The organism is Cupriavidus sp. F041 (assembly GCF_057814235.1).
The window spans coordinates 1,204,496-1,220,743 of the sequence record NZ_JBVASY010000002.1 but is presented as its reverse complement, the minus strand read 5'-3'; the positions used below and the strand labels follow the sequence as shown (position 1 = coordinate 1,220,743).

The window sequence follows — 16,248 nt, the reverse complement described above, 5'->3', positions numbered from 1 at the left end:
GCGTCAACGCCTGACAAGGATAGCCAATGGAAACCATTCGTCTGGGCCGCAGCGACCTGCAGGTCTCGCGCATCTGCCTCGGCACCATGACCTTCGGCGAGCAGAACACCGAAGCCGAAGGCCATAGCCAGCTCGACTACGCCGTGTCGCGCGGCATCAACTTTATCGACACCGGCGAGATGTACCCGGTCAAGCCGAGCGCCGAGACGTATGGCAGCACCGAGCGCATCGTCGGCAGCTGGCTCAAGCGCCAGCAGCGCGACCGTATCGTGCTGGCGACCAAAGTCGCCGGCCCGGCGCGCATGCCGTGGATCCGCAACGGCGGCGACCTGACACCGGACAGCATCCGCGCGGCGCTGGACGCCTCGCTGGCGCGCCTGCAAACCGATTACATCGACCTGTACCAGATCCACTGGCCGGCTCGCAATGCGCCCATCTTCGGGCAGAAGCAGTTCAATCCGGCAAACGAGCGCGAGTGCGCCTCGATCCAGGCGCAGCTCGAAGCCATGAGCGAACTGGTGCGCGCGGGCAAGATCCGCTACGTCGGCGTCTCCAACGAAACGGCGTGGGGCGTGGCCGAGTTCGTCAAGCAGGCAGAGCTGCACGGCCTGCCGCGCATCGCCACGGTCCAGAACCCGTACAACCTGCTCAACCGCAGCTACGAGCAGGGCCTGGACGAGGCCTGCTTCCGTACCGACGTCAGCCTGCTGGTCTATAGCCCGCTGGCCTTTGGGCAGCTTACCGGGAAATACCTGGGCGGCGATCTCGCGCATCCCGTGTTCGACACGCAGGCCAGAGGGCGGCTCACGCGCTTCCCGCCCGACTGGAGCCCGCGCTACCTGCGGCCGGAAAGCCTGGCCGCGGCCGCCCGCTATGTGGCGCTGGCGCGCGAGCACGGCATCTCGCCGGCGACGCTGGCGCTGGCCTGGACCTACTCGCGCTGGTTCGCGGCGAGCACGATCGTCGGGGCCACTTCGGTGGAGCAACTGCGTGAGAATATCGACGCCTGGCAGGCGCCCCTGCCCGAAGCGGCAACCGCGGCCATCGCCCACATCCACGCCGAGATTCACAACCCCGCCCAGTAGCCTTCCCGCGCTCCACGCACCGATACCGGCGCACCAGCCGGAGCCGCTCGCAGCGCGCTCCGGTCCTGCCGTTTTGCCTTACTGTCGCACTAGAACGGGGCAAAACAGGGCAAATCGCGTCTCGGAAATGGTATCCTCGCAGGCTTATCGCCGTCGTATCCGCTGCGCTCCAGCGACCGCCTGCCTGCCGCCTGGTGTGTCGTTCCCGCAACGGACCGGCCGGCCGGCGCCACGCGCCGCCGGGCAGGACTGCGGACCAAACCCATCGAAAACCAAGAGCGGCTGATTACCCAGAACCCACTCCCGGGGGAGATCCATACTATGAAGTGTCTCAAGACATCGACCAAGACCATCCTGGGCAGCGCCGTGGCCCTCGCGCTGCTGTACGGCGGCGCCGTGCAGGCCCAGACCGTCAAGGTGCTCTCGATCGTCGACCATCCCGCGCTGGACGCCATCCGTGATGGCGTGCGCGACGAACTGAAGAGCGCCGGCTACGATGCCGACAAGAACCTGAAGTGGGAATACCAGAGCGCACAGGGCAATACCGGCACCGCCGCGCAGATCGCGCGCAAGTTCGTCGGCGACCAGCCCAATGTGATCGTCGCCATCGCCACGCCGTCGGCGCAGGCCGTCGTGGCCGCCACCAAGTCGGTGCCGGTGGTGTACTCCGGCGTGACCGACCCGGTTGCCGCCCAGCTGGTCAAGGGCTGGAGCGCATCGGGCACCAATGTGACCGGCGTGTCGGACAAGCTGCCGCTTGACCGCCAGGTTGCCCTGATCAAGCGCGTGGTGCCCAAGGCCAAGACGGTTGGCATGGTCTACAACCCCGGTGAAGCCAACTCGGTGGTGGTGGTCAAGGAACTGAAGGCGATGCTGGCCAAGGAAGGCCTGACGCTGAAGGAAGCCGCCGCGCCGCGCACGGTCGACATCGGCGCCGCCGCCAAGAGCCTGGTCGGCAAGGTCGATGTGATCTACACCAACACTGACAACAACGTGGTGTCGGCGTACGAAGCCCTGGTCAAGGTCGCCAACGAGTCGAAGATCCCGCTGGTGGCTGCCGATACCGACAGCGTCAAGCGTGGCGCCATTGCCGCGCTGGGCATCAACTACGGCGACCTCGGCCATCAGACCGGCAAGGTGGTGGTGCGTATCCTGAAGGGCGAGAAGCCCGGCGCGATTGCTTCGGAAACCAGCGACAAGCTGGAACTGTTCGTAAACACCGGCGCAGCCGAGAAGCAAGGCGTGACGCTGCCGCCCGAACTGGTCAAGGAAGCGAAGACCGTCATCAAGTAATCACGGCACGCTGACCCTGCGCGTTAGCGCGCAGGTGGCTCTATCCGGGCCCGCCCCCGGAACGCCCGTACCGCGTCGCCCGACCCGGGCAGCGCGCCAGGCTTTCCTGATCCGGCCTCCCGTGCCGGAAATAGCAACTGGATTTCCCCATGTCCCTCTTTTCCCTTCTGGGCGCCCTGGAGATCGGCCTGATCTTCAGCCTCGTCGCCCTGGGGGTGCTGATCTCCTTCCGCATCCTCAATTTTCCCGATCTGACCGTCGACGGCAGCTTCCCGCTGGGGGGCGCCGTGGCGGCCACGCTGATCGCTTCCGGCCAGGATCCCTTCATCGCCACAGGGCTGGCGATCGTGGCGGGCGCCTTTGCCGGTTTCATCACCGGCTGGCTCAATGTGCGCCTCAAGATCATGGACCTGCTGGCCAGTATCCTGATGATGATCGCGCTGTACTCGGTCAACCTGCGCATCATGGGCAAGCCCAACGTGCCGCTGATCACCGAGTCCACCATTTTCACCATCCTGCAACCTGACTGGCTGCCTGACTACATGCTGCGTCCGGCCTTGCTGCTGATCGTGGTGGTGGTGGCCAAGCTCGGCCTGGACTGGTTCTTCTCCTCGCAGCTCGGCCTGGCCATGCGCGCCACCGGCGCCAACCCGCGCATGGCGCGCTCCCAGGGCATCGCCACGGGCCGCGCCACGCTGGCCGGCATGGCGCTGTCCAACGGCCTGGTGGCGCTCGCGGGCGCGCTGTTCGCGCAGACCCAGGGCGGCTCCGACATCTCCATGGGCATCGGCACCATCGTGATCGGCCTGGCCGCGGTGATCATCGGCGAGAGCATCCTGCCGGCGCGCCGGCTAGTGTACACCACGCTGGCCGTGGTGCTGGGCGCCATCCTCTACCGCTTCTTCATCGCGCTGGCACTCAACAGCGAATTCATCGGCCTCAAGGCGCAAGACCTGAACCTGGTCACGGCGGTACTGGTGACCGGCGCCCTGGTGTTGCCGGGAACCCGCAAGAAGCTGTTCGGCCGCAAGAACGGAGGTGCCTGAGATGCTGCGCGCACAAGACCTGAAACTCACCTTCAATCCCGGCACCCCGATCGAGACGCGCGCGCTGCGCGGCCTCAGCCTGGATATCCCGACCGGCCAGTTCGTTGCCGTGATCGGCTCCAATGGCGCGGGCAAGTCGACCTTCCTCAACGCCATCAGCGGCGACCAGATGGTCGATTCGGGCCGCATCACCATCGATGATATCGATGTCACGCGCAAGCCGGCCTGGGACCGTGCCCCGCTGGTGGCACGCGTGTTCCAGGACCCGATGGCGGGCACCTGCGAGGCGCTGACCATCGAGGAAAACATGGCGCTGGCCATGGCGCGCGGCAGCCGGCGCGGTTTCCGCGCGGCGCTGAACAAGCCCTCGCGCGAGCTGTTCCGCGACAAGCTGCGCCTGCTCAACCTGGGCCTGGAAAATCGCCTGACGGACCGTATCGGCCTGCTCTCGGGCGGCCAGCGCCAGGCCGTGAGCCTGCTGATGGCTTCGCTGCAACCTTCGCGCATCCTGCTGCTGGACGAGCACACCGCCGCGCTCGACCCGAAGACGGCAGCCTTCGTGCTGGAACTGACCGCCAAGATCGTGGAGGAAGCCAAGCTCACCACCATGATGGTCACGCACAGCATGCGCCAGGCGCTGGACTACGGCCAGCGCACAGTGATGCTGCACCAGGGCCAGGTCGTGCTGGACGTGTCGGGCGATCAACGCGCCGGGCTGGACGTGCCGGATCTGCTGCGCATGTTCGAGCAGACACGGCATGAGCAACTGGATGACGATGCGTTGCTGCTAGGCTAAGCCCCGGCCAAAACGCAGAAGGCCCCCGTCTCGGCGGGGGCCTTCTGCTTTCCGGGCCGGCCACGTTCAGGCCGTGGCCGCCTTGTCCAGCCAGCGCTTGAGCTGGTCGGTCACCGCCGAACTCGAAAACGAGCAGCTGTCCTGCGCGAACACTGCCGACATCTCCAGCCGGCGCAGCAACTCTTCCATCGCCTGCCCGAACATCGGCGGCAATACCAGCGCGGGCGCTGCCTCGCGCCAGCTGCGCACCAGGCCATCGGCGGCGAGCTGGCCGCCGATATGCTGTTCAAGCGCTGCACGCATGGCCGCCAGCGCCGGCGCATTGTCAGTGGTCGTGGCCATCAACGGGCCCTCCTTTCCTTGTAGAGTTCGCGGAAGGTCCGTCCGCTCGGTGCGGGCAGGTCGCGGGTCTCGGTCCAGCCCCGGCCTGCCATCGGCAGCCTGGCGATCAGCTTGCTGCTGCCGCCCATGCGCGAGAGCAGGCGCGCGCCGATGCGGGTGGCGAAGGCATACAGTCCCGGCCGGCGCGCCACATAGCCCCACACCTGCAGCCCGAGCCGCTCCTGCCAGGGACGCAGGCCGCGTTCCATTTGTTTCTCGCGCAGCTTGCGCAGCAGGTCCGACAACGGGATGGAAGCCGGGCACACGCGGTTGCATTCGCCGCACAGCGTGGCTGCCTGTGGCAGATCCAGCGCGTTGGCAAGGCCCGTATAGCTCGGCGTCAGCACGCTGCCCATCGGGCCGGGATAAACCCAGCCATAGGCATGGCCACCGATCTTCTGGTACACCGGGCAGTGGTTCATGCAAGCGCCGCAGCGGATGCAGCGCAGCATGTCCTGGAAGTCGCCCCCGATCAGGCCACTGCGTCCACCGTCAACCAGCACGAAATACATATGCTCGGGGCCATCGCGCTCGCCCTCGGCACGCGGGCCGGTCAGCAGCGAGAAATAATTGGAGATCGCCTGCCCGGTAGCCGAGCGCGGCAGCAGCCGCATCACGGTGGCCAGGTCTTCCAGCGTCGGCAGTACTTTCTCTATGCCGGTCACGGCTACGTGCACCCGTGGCATCACCGTGCACATGCCCTCGTTGCCTTCGTTGGTCACCACCGCCACCGATCCGGTCTCGGCAATGATGAAGTTGCCGCCAGTCACGCCCATATCGGCCGACAGGAATTCAGGCCGCAGCACTTCGCGCGCCTCGCGCGTCATCTCGGAGATATCGGTCAGGCGCGGCTTGTGGTGCACCCTGGCAAACAGGTCGGCGATCTCTTCCTTGTCCTTGTGTACCACCGGGGCAATGATGTGCGACGGCGGCTCCGCGTCATTGATCTGCAGGATGTACTCACCGAGGTCGGTCTCGATGCTCTGCACGCCCATCTCGCCAAGCACCTGGTTCAGGCGCATTTCCTCGGTCACCATCGATTTGCTCTTGATGACCTTCTTGACGCCATGCTTCTGCGCGATCTCCGCCACCAGCCGCGCGGCATCCGCGGTAGTTTCGGCAAACAGCACGGTGGCGCCGCGGCGCGTGGCGTTTTCCTCGAAAGTGGCCAGCCAGACGTCGAGGTTCTGCAGCGCGCGGTCACGTCGCTCTTTGAGCGCCTCGCGCGTGGCATCGAAATCGATGTCGCGGATGGCATCGGCGCGCGCCGTCACGAACTTGGTGGAGAGCTTCTTGAGGTTCTGCTGCAGGCGCTGGTCGGCCAGCTTCTGGCCCGCGCGCGCCTTGAATTCCATGCTGCGAACTTGCATAGCGGGGTCTCGCCAAGGTTTGTTTTTCGTCCGCCCGGGCTCAGGCGTCGCCGGCGAGCACTTGCGCGATGTGCAGCACCTGGGTACGTGTGTCGCCGGTCCGGCGCAGGCGCCCTTCGATATTGAGCATGCAGCCGAGGTCGCCCAGCACCACGGCATCGGCGCCGCTGGCCTTGATGTTGGCGCACTTCTCGTCGACGATGGCTGTCGAAATATTGCCGTACTTGACCGAGAAGGTGCCGCCGAATCCGCAGCAGGCCTCGCAGTCCTTCATCTCGCTCAACTGCACGCCGGGCAATTGCGCCAGCAAGGCACGCGGCTGGCTCTTGACGCCGAGTTCGCGCAGGCCGGAGCAGGAGTCATGGTAGGTAATGCGGCCCGCAAACCTGGAATCGAATTCGCCCATCTTGGCCACGTTGGCCAGGAAGTCGGTCAGCTCGAACACGCGCGAGCGCAAGCCCTCATAGCGGCCATTCAGCTCGGGATCGTCGCCCAGCAGGTCGGCGTAGTGATGCAGCACCATGCCGCCGCATGAGCCTGACGGAATCACCACATAGTCGAACATCTCGAACTCGCGCAGGAATTTCTCCGCCAGATCGCGCGCCCCGGCGCGTTCGCCCGAGTTGTAGGCAGGTTGGCCGCAACAGGTCTGGGCCTCGGGCACCATCACTTCGTAACCCGCCTTCTCCAGCAGCTTGAGCACCGAGAAGCCGATTTCCGGACGCATGAGGTCCACCAGGCAGGTGGCGAACAGACCGACTCGCATTGTTTCCCTTTTCCAGACCCCGAAACCCCGCAATTATGCGCTCTTGCGCACCGTGCGGCATACAAAAGCGTTCATGGCGCGGGTGAATTCGCCGCATTTTTGCATGCCTTTCCCGGCACATCCGTCATCAGCAGAATCTGAAGTTTCTTTCGGTAATGTCATTTCACCTATTGAAATTTTCACGATGCGAGATAGAATCAGGCAACCGCTTAATTTGCCGCACGGCAACATTTCCCCATGGCAGAAGCAGACAAGGCACCAGGAAAGACATCCATCCAGGTCATCGAGCGCATGATGACCTTGCTGGATGCGCTAGCCCAGCATGCTGATCCGGTCAGCCTGAAAGAACTGTCGTTGACCACCGGCCTGCACCCCTCCACAGCGCATCGCATCCTCAACGACATGGTGGCCTGCCGTTTCGTCGACCGCTCCGATCCCGGCAGCTATCGGCTTGGCATGCGGTTGCTGGAACTGGGCAACCTGGTCAAGGCCCGCCTGTCGGTACGCGACGCGGCACTGGCGCCGATGCGCGCACTGCATCGCGTGACGGGCCAGACCGTCAACCTGTCTGTGCGCCAGGGCGATGAGATCGTCTACATCGAGCGCGCGTACAGCGAACGCTCCGGCATGCAGGTGGTGCGCGCCATTGGCGGACGGGCGCCGCTGCACCTGACCTCCGTGGGCAAGCTGTTCCTGGCGGCCGATGAAGTCGCGCGGGTGCGCAACTATGCCACCCGCACCGGGCTGGCCGGCCATACGCGCACCTCGATCACGGACCTGATCAAGCTGGAACGCGAACTCAACTGGGTCCGCACGAACGGCTACGCGCGCGACAATGAGGAACTGGAACTCGGCGTGCGCTGCATTGCAGCCGGCATCTACGACGATTCGCGCCGGCTGGTTGCCGGGCTCTCGCTATCGGCCCCGGCCGACCGCCTGCAGGACAGCTGGCTGCAGAACCTGAAGGAAACCGCACTGCAGATCTCGCGCGGCATGGGCTACGCGACCGACGTGGCCGCCTGAGTCCCAGCGGGGGTGGGGGATAGGCGGGACACCCTTCCCGCCCGGCCACTGCACCGCCTTCACCCCGCTTTCCTGCTTTTTCGCTGACGCCTGACGCTTGGTTGCCGCTCGGCTGCCATTGATCCTCAATCGCCGGCGGCGCGCTTAACCCCACTTCCCCATTCATGCATCGATCCGCAGCAACAAGGGTTTACACTTAGTTTTCAGATAACCTGAATAACGATATTCTGCCGGGCATGCGTACCAAAGCCATCACCCTCACCGAACAGGTGACCCAGCAACTACGCGCCGAGATCGCTAACGGCACTTACCCCGTTGGCGCCCGCCTGCCGACCGGCAAGCAGCTTGCCGGGCACTACGGCGTGAGCCCGGCCGTCATCCGCGAGGTGACCGAACACCTGCGCTCCCAGGGCCTGATCGAAAGCCGTCAGGGGGTGGGCAGCACGGTGTGCTCCCGCGTGGGCAATGCCGGTTTCCAGTTGCCACGGGAGATGGACATCGATCGCGACGAACTGGCCAGCATCTACGAATTGCGGCTCGACCTCGAGAGCGCTGCCGCCGCGCTGGCCGCGCAACGGCGCACCGCGCAGGATGTCGCTGAGATGCAAGCGCTGCTGGAGCGGCTGGCGGCGCAACTGCACGATCCTCACCGCAGCGTGGAGGCGGACACCGCCTTCCATGTGGCAATCGCCACCGCCACGCACAACAAGTACTACCTGCAACTGCTCCAATACCTGAACCTGCAATTGCACCAGGCCGTACATGTGGCACGGCTGAATACGCGCCAGCAGGATGGCCTGTCCGAACAAGTCCACCAGGAGCACCTGGCCCTCTTCCACGCGATCCGTGCCGGCGACCCGGAACTGGCGCGCGCCGCTGCCGTGTCCCATCTGCAGGGCGCGGCGGCGCGCCTGGGCCTGCGGCCGCACGCGCGCGCCGAGTCCCCCGCAGCCGGGCAGGAACCATCCCATTCAGCGGCTTGAGCCGCATCGTCTCTCCAGATAGAACCACCATGCAAAATACAGACTTCCTGCCCCGCCTGATCGAAACACTGGGCCCCGACGTGGTTGCCACCGAGCCCGACCAGGTCGCGCCCTGGCTCGCCGACTGGCGCGGCCTTTACCGTGGCAATGCGCAAGCCGTGGTGCGGCCACGCTCGGTGGACGAGGTGGCCCGCTGCCTGGCGCTGTGCCAGCAGGCCGCGGTGCCGGTAGTGCCGCGCGGCGGCAATACCGGCCTGTGCGGCGGCGCCGCGCCTGACAGCAGTCCGGTCAACGTGGTGCTGAGCATGGACCGCATGAACGCGATCCGTTCGATCGATACCATCGCCAACACGATGGTCGCGGAAGCGGGCTGCATCCTGGGCAACCTGCGGCGCGCCGCCCAGGAAGCGCATCGCCTGCTGCCGCTCAGCCTGGCGGCCGAGGACTCCTGCCAGATCGGCGGCAACCTTGCTACCAATGCTGGTGGTGTCAATGTGGTGCGCTATGGCATGACGCGTGAACTGGTGCTGGGCGTCGAGGCCGTACTGCCCAACGGCGAGATCTTTCACGGGCTGCGCGCCTTGCGCAAGGACAACACCGGCTACGATCTCAAACAATTGCTGATCGGCTCCGAGGGCACGCTCGGCGTGATCACCGCCGCGGCGCTGCGCCTGTTTCCGCGCACCGATGCGCGCTCGGTGGTGCTGGCCGCGGTGGCGTCGCCCCTGCAGGCGCTGGAGCTTTTCGAGCTGCTGTTCGCCCAGTGTGGCGCGCGCCTGCAAGCCTTTGAGTTCTTTACCGGCGATTGCGTCGACCTGGTGCTCAGGCATGCGGAAGGCGTACAGGAGCCGTTCGCCCAGCGCCATCCCGCCTATGTGCTGGTGGAACTGGCCGACACCACGGACGAAGAGGCCCTCAACACTCTGCTCGAACGCGTGATCGGGGAAGCGCTGGAGCGCGAGCTGTGCCTGGATGCCGCAGTCTCCGCTTCGCTGGCGCAATTGCAGAGCCTGTGGAAGCTTCGCGAGGAAATCTCCGAGGCGCAGCGCGCCGACGGGCCGCACCTGAAGCACGATGTCTCACTGCCGATCGAGCAGATCCCCGCCTTCATGGCATCGATGGAGACGCGCCTCAAGGCCGTCAGCCCCAGCATCCGCCCCTTCATCTTCGGGCACTTCGGCGACGGCAACCTGCACTACAACCTGTCGCGTCCGGCAGGCGCGGAGCGCGACTGGACCGCCCAGCACGGCAAGGCACTGACCGCCGAGGTGCTGGACGAGGTCGCGCGCTACGGCGGCAGCATCAGCGCCGAGCATGGCATCGGCCAGCTCAAGCGCGATGATTTCCTGCGCCTCAAGGACCCGCTCGAACTGCGCCTGATGCGGGGCATCAAGCAATTGCTGGATCCGGCCGGCATCATGAACCCGGGCAAGCTGCTGTAGGCACAGGGCACGCCGCGGCGCCCAACGAAAAAAACGCGCCGGGGACGGCGCGTTTTTCATGACCTCAGGTCCGTGGGTGCCGGGTCATTGCGGCTCCGCCATCAGATGCCGCGTGGCTGCTGGGCGGAAAGGATAGCCTGGGGGGAACCTGGCCCCTGCGTCAGGTTAGGGGAGGACGGAAAAGGGCGGCCGGGACCCGTTTGCACGTGTTCCAGCCAGTCCTTGACGCGGTTGGCATCGGCAAAGCGCGACAGCTTGCCAACCGAATCCAGGAACACCATCACCACATTGCGGCCGTTCACCTTCGCCTGCATCACCAGGCACTGGCCAGCCTCGGAGATAAAGCCGGTCTTCTGCAGGCCGATATCCCAGTTGCCGCCGCGCACCAGGCGGTTGGTGCTGACATAGTGCTGGGTACGCCCGAGCACGTTGACCTCATACTCGGTCTGCGTGGAGTACTCGCGGATGGTGGGGTTGCGGTACGCCGCATTGACCATGCGCACCAGGTCCATCGCGCTCGATACATTGCTGCTCGACAAGCCGTTCGAATCGACGAAGTGGCTGTCGTTCATGCCGAGCTCGCGTGCCTTGCGGTTCATGGCCTGCACAAACGCCGGCAGGCCGCCCGGATAGCTGCGGCCCAGCACCGATGCCGCCCGATTCTCCGAGGACATCAGGGCCAGCAGCAGCGCTTCCTGCCGGCTCAGCTGCGCACCGAATCGCAGGCGCGAACTGCTGTGCTTCTCATTGTCGCGGTCTTCCTCGGTGATGGTGAGAACCTCATCCATCGGCTGGCGCGCGTCCATCACCACCAGGGCGGTCATCAGCTTGGTGATCGAGGCGATCGGCAGCACCGCAGCGGCGTTCTTCTGGAACAGCACTTCGTTGGAGTTCTGGTCCATCACCAGCGCCACGCTGGAGCGCAGCGCGAGCGCATCCTCCGTGTCACGCAAGCCGAGCGCCTCGCCCAGCGAGGGTTTCGCGGGGATAAAGGCCGCGCGCACCGGCGCAGCCTGGCGCTGCGTCACGACCTGGCGCTTGCCGTTTTTCAGTACCACGACCTTGCGCGTAGTGACGTGCTCAGCCTTGCCGCTGCTGGCGACTTGCTTGGTTTTTGCGGATTTAGAGGAGGTACTTGCCGACTTTTTCTCGGACTTGGCGACTTTTACCGACTTTTTGCTGGTTTTTGCGGTGTCCGTCGACTGTGTCGCGGCATCGACCGCAGGGGCGGCCAGCATGGAAACGGTCAGCAGCACAGAGGCGGCGACCGATGTAAGAGGGGTAGAGCCGAAGAATCGAAACAATAGGGGGGAATCAGACCGGAACATGATTCATTCAGCGCGCAACTTGGATTGCGCCAGTTTAGGAAAAAAAGAAATTGTTAGCAAGATTAAAGACTTACGAAGCCTCTTTAAAGTTCGATTTGCAAACAATTCCACATTATGAAAAAAACAACACATTCATCACATGACACGTGCAGCAAGGCCGACGCGGACTGTGGTAATTCCACAGCGATTCGCCCGTCTTGCCCGCTCATCGGGGCCCTCCGAGCCAACCGGACCACAGCCGGCTCATGCATGAAATATAGCTCGCGGCCAACGAGACTTATGACAAGAAACGTGCGAACCCGCTTACAGGTTCACGTTCCGTACTAAGGGTATTCTCTATGGCCGCGGGGTCGGCATACCCCAGGGCCATGCCGCAGACCACCATCTCGTCCTCCGGCAGGCGCAAGTGATTGGCAATGACCGCGTGGAACTGGGTGAAAGCCGCCTGCGGGCAGGTATCCAGCCCACGCGCCCGGGCTGCCACCATGATGCTCTGCAGAAACATGCCGTAATCCAGCCAGCTACCCTGCTCCAGGATGCGGTCGATGGTGAAGATCATGCCCACCGGCGCACCGAAGAAGGTGAAATTGCGGGAGTGCTGCGCATGCATGCGCGCCTTGTCCTCGCGGCTGATCTGCAGCAGGCTGTACAGGTCCCAGCCCACCTTGCGCCGGCGGTCGATATACGGCGCCACCCACTCGCGCGGATAGTAGGGATACTCTTCCCGGTACTTGCTGTCGCGCTGCGGATCGTCGTAGGCGGTCAACACGTCGGCGGACAATTTCAGCTTGGCATCACCGCTCAGCACATAGACCCGCCACGGCTGGGCGTTGGTGCCGGAAGGCGCCCGGCTGGCCACCGCCAGGATCTCGTTGACCACATCGTGCGGTACCGGCGTATCAAGAAAAGCGCGCACCGAGCGGCGCGTGATGATGGCATGGTCTACCAGGGCGGTGTCACGCTTGTGCTGCGAATCCATGACTGTCAACTCCTTCATGCGTCTGTGCCCTGCCCCGATCAGGCGCCGGCGTCCGCGGATTCGCACGCCAGCGCCTGCAGGGCATTGCGCAGCGCAGGCGGCAGCGGTACTGGCCGCCGAGTGGCGCGATCGACATAAACATGGACGAAATGACCTTGCGCCGCAGCGACGTCGTCGTCATTGCGGAACAGGCCCACTTCGTAGCGCACGCTCGAGTTGCCCAGCCGCGCCACGCGCAGCCCGGCCACCACGGTGTCGGGAAAGCTAAGCGCGGCGAAGTAGTTGCACTGCGTTTCGATCACCAGCCCGATGGTGTCGCCAGCCTCGATATCGAGCACGCCCTGCCGGATCAGGTAGGTGTTCACAACGGTATCGAAATAACTGTAGTAGATGACGTTGTTGACGTGGCCATAGACGTCGTTGTCCATCCAGCGCGTCGTGATCGGCTGGAAATGACGGTAGGCACTACGGGTATCGGCAGTCGGTTTCATCGGAAGCACGCAAGAGGAAGATTAGCGGCGAATCACAAGGGCCACGCCACCAGCGGCAAGGGCCAAGCCAAGTGCCGCCAGCGGCGGAAAACTCTCGCCGAACAGCAGCCATGCCATGACAGCGGTGGTCGGCGGCGTGAGATACATCAGGCTGGACACCTTGGTGGCCGCGCCCTCCCGGATCAACAGGAACAGCAGCGAAATCGCGCCGATTGAAAGCGCCACCACCGACCAGGCCAGCGCGCCGAACATTTCGGCGTTCCACTCGACGTGGCGGGTCTCGGCAAGAAACATGAAGGGCAGGCAGGCCAGCGCCGCCGCCGCAAACTGGATCACGGAACCCATGCGCAGGTCGAACATCGGGCAATAGCGCTTTTGGTACAGCGTACCGAAGGTGATCGACAACAAGGCACCCACGGCAAGCAGCAAGCTCGGCGCGGACAGCCCGCTGGCCGACAGCTTGTTGGCCACCACCAAGCCCACGCCCACGATGCCCAGCGCCAGCCCCAGCCACTGGCGCCGTCCGATGGTCTCGCCCATGCGCGAAGCCGCCAGCGCGGTCAGGATCGGCTGCATGCCGACGATCAGGGCGGAAACGCCGGCCGGCATGCCGAGTTTGACCGCCGCCCAAACGCCACCGAGATAGCCCGCCTGCAGGAACAGCCCGGCCACGGCGATATGCCCCACCCTGCGCCAGTCGATGGTGCCGGCGCGCTGCGGCAAGGGCACCCGCGCCACCACCACGAAGGGCAGCATCAGCACCAGCACGCCGACAAAGCGCAGGAACAGGAAGGTCATCGGCTCGGCATGCGGCATACCGTACTTGGCCACGATAAAGCCGGTACTCCAGATCACCACGAACAGCCACGGCATGGCGGCCATCCAAAGGGTGCCGCGCGTTGCGCGGACTTGGCTGGTTGCGCTCATTGCCGTGTCACCGCGATCTGGCTGGCGGCTGAGAACGTGTCCGATCTTTTGCGCCGGGCATAACGCTCGTGATATTGAGCGGCAAGCGCAATGGTCTGCGCATGCACCGCCACGGTGTCCTCGATCTGGTCGCCGTAGCCGCCAGCCATCGCCACGGCGATCGGCAGCCCCCGCGCCAGGGCTGCGTCAAACACCAGGCGATCGCGCCTGGCCAGGCCGGCGAGCGTGAGCTTCAGGCGGCCCAACCGATCGCCCTCATGGGGATCGGCGCCTGCCAGGTAGATGATCAGATCCGGAGAGAAACGCGCGAACAGGGCTTCGAGCGCCTCCTGCAACGCCGCGGCGTAAGCCTCGTCGTCGCAGCCATCGGGCAGGCCCACGTCGAGGTCGCTGGCTTCCTTGCGAAAGGGATAGTTCTTTTCGCCGTGCAGGGACAGTGTGAACACGAATGGGTCGTCGCGCAGGATGGCGGCGGTGCCGTTGCCCTGGTGCACATCGAGGTCCACCACCGCCACGCGCTCCACCCGGCCGTCGCGGCGCAGCTGGCGTGCCGCGATCGCCGCATCGTTGAAGACGCAGAAACCGCCGCCCTTGTCGGCATAGGCATGATGCGTCCCGCCCGCCAGGTTCACCGAAATGCCCTCGCGCAGCGCGGTGTGGCATGCTTCGATGGTGGCGCCGGCCGAGCGCCGCGATCGCTCGACCATGGCCTCGGACCACGGAAACCCGATCTCGCGCTGGCGCGCAGGGTCCAGTGCGCCCCGGGAGACGCTGGCCACATATTCTGGCGTATGCGCCAGCAGCAAGGCATCGTCTCCGGCACGCGGCGCCTCGGCCAGCGTCAGGCCCGCCACTTCCCGCTCAACCGCCTCCCTCAACATGCTGTACTTGCGCATCGGGAAGCGATGGCCCTCTGGCAGGGGCAGGACAAAGTGGTCGGCGTAGAAGGCGAGCATGGGGATTAACTTGGGGCGGACATCTGGCCGGCAGGCCGCTGCGTTGCACACCCTTGGGCAGCACCGACTCGGGCAGACCGCGATGGTAGCACTGAGCCGGCGCGAAGGTACGCGACCAGGACCGCCCTTCCCGCGCCCGAGCTGGTGTAAATCCGCAACTCTGGCGGCGCAATATGTGGCATCAGGTCGACTTCCGGCGACTTCAGCTGGACTTAATTGTGCATTGCACAAGAAGTTCTTGACACCGGTTTTCTTTTCCCTACAATTGGAATTGTTGCGGCGCACCATCTGTTTTGCAGAGCAAGCGGAAGCGCCGGCAACCCCCCAAACGCCTGGGGCTGGCTGACGAAAAGCAGTGACGTCGTCATCGCTTTGACATCTGGGCGGCCTAATTTTGTCTGACATTGAACTTCATTATTGGAGACCAGCATGAGCTTCACCCCGGAACAAGTCGCCGCAGCGCAAAAAGCCAACCTCGAAACCCTGTTTGGCCTGACCACCAAAGCCTTCGAAGGCGTTGAGAAGCTGGTCGAACTGAACCTGCAAGTGGTCAAGGCCACGTTCGCTGAAAACGTGGACAACGCCAAGAAGGCCCTGTCCGCGAAGGACGCCCAGGAATTCCTGGCCATCCAGTCCTCGCTGATCCAGCCGGTTGCCGAAAAGGCCCTGGCCTATAGCCGCCACCTGTACGAAATCGCCTCGGAAACCCAGTCGGAATTCACCAAGGTTGCCGAATCCCAACTGGCTGAAAACTCGAAGAAGGTGCAAGCCCTGGTCGAGAACCTCGCCAAGAACGCCCCGGCCGGCTCCGAGTCGACCGTTGCCATCGTGAAGTCCGCGATCAGCGCCGCCAACAATGCTTACGAGTCGGTCCAGAAGGCCACCAAGCAAGCTGTTGAAATCGCCGAAAGCAACTTCCAGGCAGCCGCCAGCGCCGCCACCAAGGCCGCCCAGCAAGCCAGCGCAACGGCTCGCACCGCGACCAAGAAGGCCGCCCCCGCCGCCGCCTAACTAGCGCAGGCAGGACAACGGACCGGCTTCGGCCGGTTCGTTGGCAAAGCGCGCCAGGCACGGCCAGCGCATTTTGCCAACGAAGGCAGCACGGACGGCGATCAAACCGCCCTGCCCTCTAACGATGTCTCCTCGGTATCTGGTTTCCTTGTATTCCAATATCGATTCATTCCCGGCTATGTGCCGGGATTTTTTTTGGCCGCGGCAAGCGCCGGCGGTGCCGATTTCAGCCTCGGCGCGATGCAGCTCCCCTGCCTGGCCGCCTCCCTCATTCGCATCAAACCAGCTATTTGCCGATCCACGGCCTGCCACGGTCCTCCTCTGCTGCAAGCAGGGTTTGGCTGGCGAAGCCACAAGTGGGTGCGTGGAAA

General features: G+C 64.6%; 17 protein-coding genes. 8 read left to right on the top strand and 9 right to left on the bottom strand.

Features of this window, described 5'->3' with window-relative positions; all coding sequences use genetic code 11:
- Positions 1-26 precede the first annotated feature (26 nt).
- The 4 genes from ACZY0R_RS22765 to ACZY0R_RS22750 all read left to right on the top strand — a co-directional run bounded on the left by ACZY0R_RS22765 (position 27) and on the right by ACZY0R_RS22750 (position 4,220).
- On the top strand, positions 27-1,085 hold the full coding sequence (locus ACZY0R_RS22765) for an aldo/keto reductase (RefSeq protein WP_488861400.1): 1,059 nt from the start codon (positions 27-29) through the stop codon (positions 1,083-1,085).
- A 321-nt stretch (positions 1,086-1,406) separates the two neighbouring features.
- The gene (locus ACZY0R_RS22760; RefSeq protein WP_488861398.1) at positions 1,407-2,378 is read left to right on the top strand and encodes an ABC transporter substrate-binding protein; all 972 of its coding nucleotides are present in this window, start codon (positions 1,407-1,409) and stop codon (positions 2,376-2,378) included.
- Between the two features lie 149 nt (positions 2,379-2,527).
- Positions 2,528-3,424 (top strand): ABC transporter permease, encoded by an 897-nt coding sequence (locus ACZY0R_RS22755; RefSeq protein WP_035860075.1) that lies wholly within the window; start codon positions 2,528-2,530, stop codon positions 3,422-3,424.
- Between the two features lies 1 nt (position 3,425).
- The gene (locus ACZY0R_RS22750; RefSeq protein WP_035860073.1) at positions 3,426-4,220 is read left to right on the top strand and encodes an ABC transporter ATP-binding protein; all 795 of its coding nucleotides are present in this window, start codon (positions 3,426-3,428) and stop codon (positions 4,218-4,220) included.
- A 66-nt stretch (positions 4,221-4,286) separates the two neighbouring features.
- On the opposite strand, the gene ACZY0R_RS22745 is transcribed toward ACZY0R_RS22750, so the two are convergent.
- Genes ACZY0R_RS22745 through ACZY0R_RS22735 form a run of 3 tightly spaced genes read right to left on the bottom strand, consistent with a single transcriptional unit; the run spans position 4,287 to position 6,737 of the window.
- Entirely contained in the window at positions 4,287-4,562 is a 276-nt protein-coding gene (locus ACZY0R_RS22745) for a hypothetical protein (RefSeq protein ID WP_276289200.1), read from the bottom strand.
- Positions 4,562-5,971: a LutB/LldF family L-lactate oxidation iron-sulfur protein gene (locus ACZY0R_RS22740; RefSeq protein ID WP_488861394.1), complete on the bottom strand. Its 1,410-nt coding sequence runs from the start codon at positions 5,969-5,971 to the stop codon at positions 4,562-4,564. The genes ACZY0R_RS22745 and ACZY0R_RS22740 overlap by 1 nt, the downstream gene beginning before the upstream one ends.
- A 40-nt stretch (positions 5,972-6,011) precedes the next feature.
- Positions 6,012-6,737, bottom strand: a complete 726-nt coding sequence (locus ACZY0R_RS22735) for a (Fe-S)-binding protein (RefSeq protein ID WP_488861392.1) — start codon at positions 6,735-6,737, stop codon at positions 6,012-6,014.
- A 237-nt stretch (positions 6,738-6,974) separates the two neighbouring features.
- Between ACZY0R_RS22735 and ACZY0R_RS22730 the strand changes: the two genes are divergently transcribed.
- The 3 genes from ACZY0R_RS22730 (at position 6,975) to ACZY0R_RS22720 (ending at position 10,185) form a co-directional block, all read left to right on the top strand.
- The gene (locus ACZY0R_RS22730; protein WP_006155981.1) at positions 6,975-7,760 is read left to right on the top strand and encodes an IclR family transcriptional regulator; all 786 of its coding nucleotides are present in this window, start codon (positions 6,975-6,977) and stop codon (positions 7,758-7,760) included.
- 236 nt (positions 7,761-7,996) lie between these two features.
- Complete coding sequence (locus ACZY0R_RS22725; RefSeq protein WP_488861390.1) at positions 7,997-8,743, top strand: FadR/GntR family transcriptional regulator; 747 nt, start codon at positions 7,997-7,999, stop codon at positions 8,741-8,743.
- Positions 8,744-8,772: 29 nt separating this feature from the next.
- Positions 8,773-10,185 carry an FAD-binding oxidoreductase gene (locus ACZY0R_RS22720; RefSeq protein WP_488861388.1) on the top strand — a complete coding sequence of 471 codons (1,413 nt, stop codon included), beginning with the start codon at positions 8,773-8,775 and terminating at the stop codon, positions 10,183-10,185.
- 101 nt (positions 10,186-10,286) lie between these two features.
- Here ACZY0R_RS22720 and pbpG read toward each other — a convergent pair whose 3' ends face one another.
- From pbpG to ACZY0R_RS22695, 5 genes are all read right to left on the bottom strand, one after another.
- A complete protein-coding gene (gene pbpG / locus ACZY0R_RS22715) occupies positions 10,287-11,513 on the bottom strand; it encodes a D-alanyl-D-alanine endopeptidase (protein ID WP_488861386.1) in 1,227 nt (408 codons plus the stop codon).
- A 277-nt stretch (positions 11,514-11,790) separates the two neighbouring features.
- Entirely contained in the window at positions 11,791-12,492 is a 702-nt protein-coding gene (locus ACZY0R_RS22710) for a nitroreductase (protein WP_045241751.1), read from the bottom strand.
- A gap of 38 nt (positions 12,493-12,530) precedes the next feature.
- Positions 12,531-12,983, bottom strand: coding sequence for an acyl-CoA thioesterase (locus tag ACZY0R_RS22705; RefSeq protein ID WP_488861384.1), 453 nt, complete (start codon positions 12,981-12,983; stop codon positions 12,531-12,533).
- Between the two features lie 21 nt (positions 12,984-13,004).
- Complete coding sequence (locus tag ACZY0R_RS22700; protein WP_488861382.1) at positions 13,005-13,910, bottom strand: DMT family transporter; 906 nt, start codon at positions 13,908-13,910, stop codon at positions 13,005-13,007.
- The gene (locus ACZY0R_RS22695) at positions 13,907-14,866 is read right to left on the bottom strand and encodes a histone deacetylase family protein (protein WP_488861380.1); all 960 of its coding nucleotides are present in this window, start codon (positions 14,864-14,866) and stop codon (positions 13,907-13,909) included. Before ACZY0R_RS22695 ends, ACZY0R_RS22700 begins: the two co-directional genes overlap by 4 nt.
- A gap of 429 nt (positions 14,867-15,295) precedes the next feature.
- Here ACZY0R_RS22695 and phaP1 point away from each other — a divergent pair, with 429 nt between their 5' ends.
- Complete coding sequence (gene phaP1 / locus ACZY0R_RS22690) at positions 15,296-15,877, top strand: TIGR01841 family phasin PhaP1 (protein ID WP_035860043.1); 582 nt, start codon at positions 15,296-15,298, stop codon at positions 15,875-15,877.
- On the opposite strand, the gene ACZY0R_RS22685 is transcribed toward phaP1, so the two are convergent.
- Positions 15,878-16,189, bottom strand: coding sequence for a hypothetical protein (locus ACZY0R_RS22685; protein WP_488861378.1), 312 nt, complete (start codon positions 16,187-16,189; stop codon positions 15,878-15,880).
- Positions 16,190-16,248 lie beyond the last annotated feature (59 nt).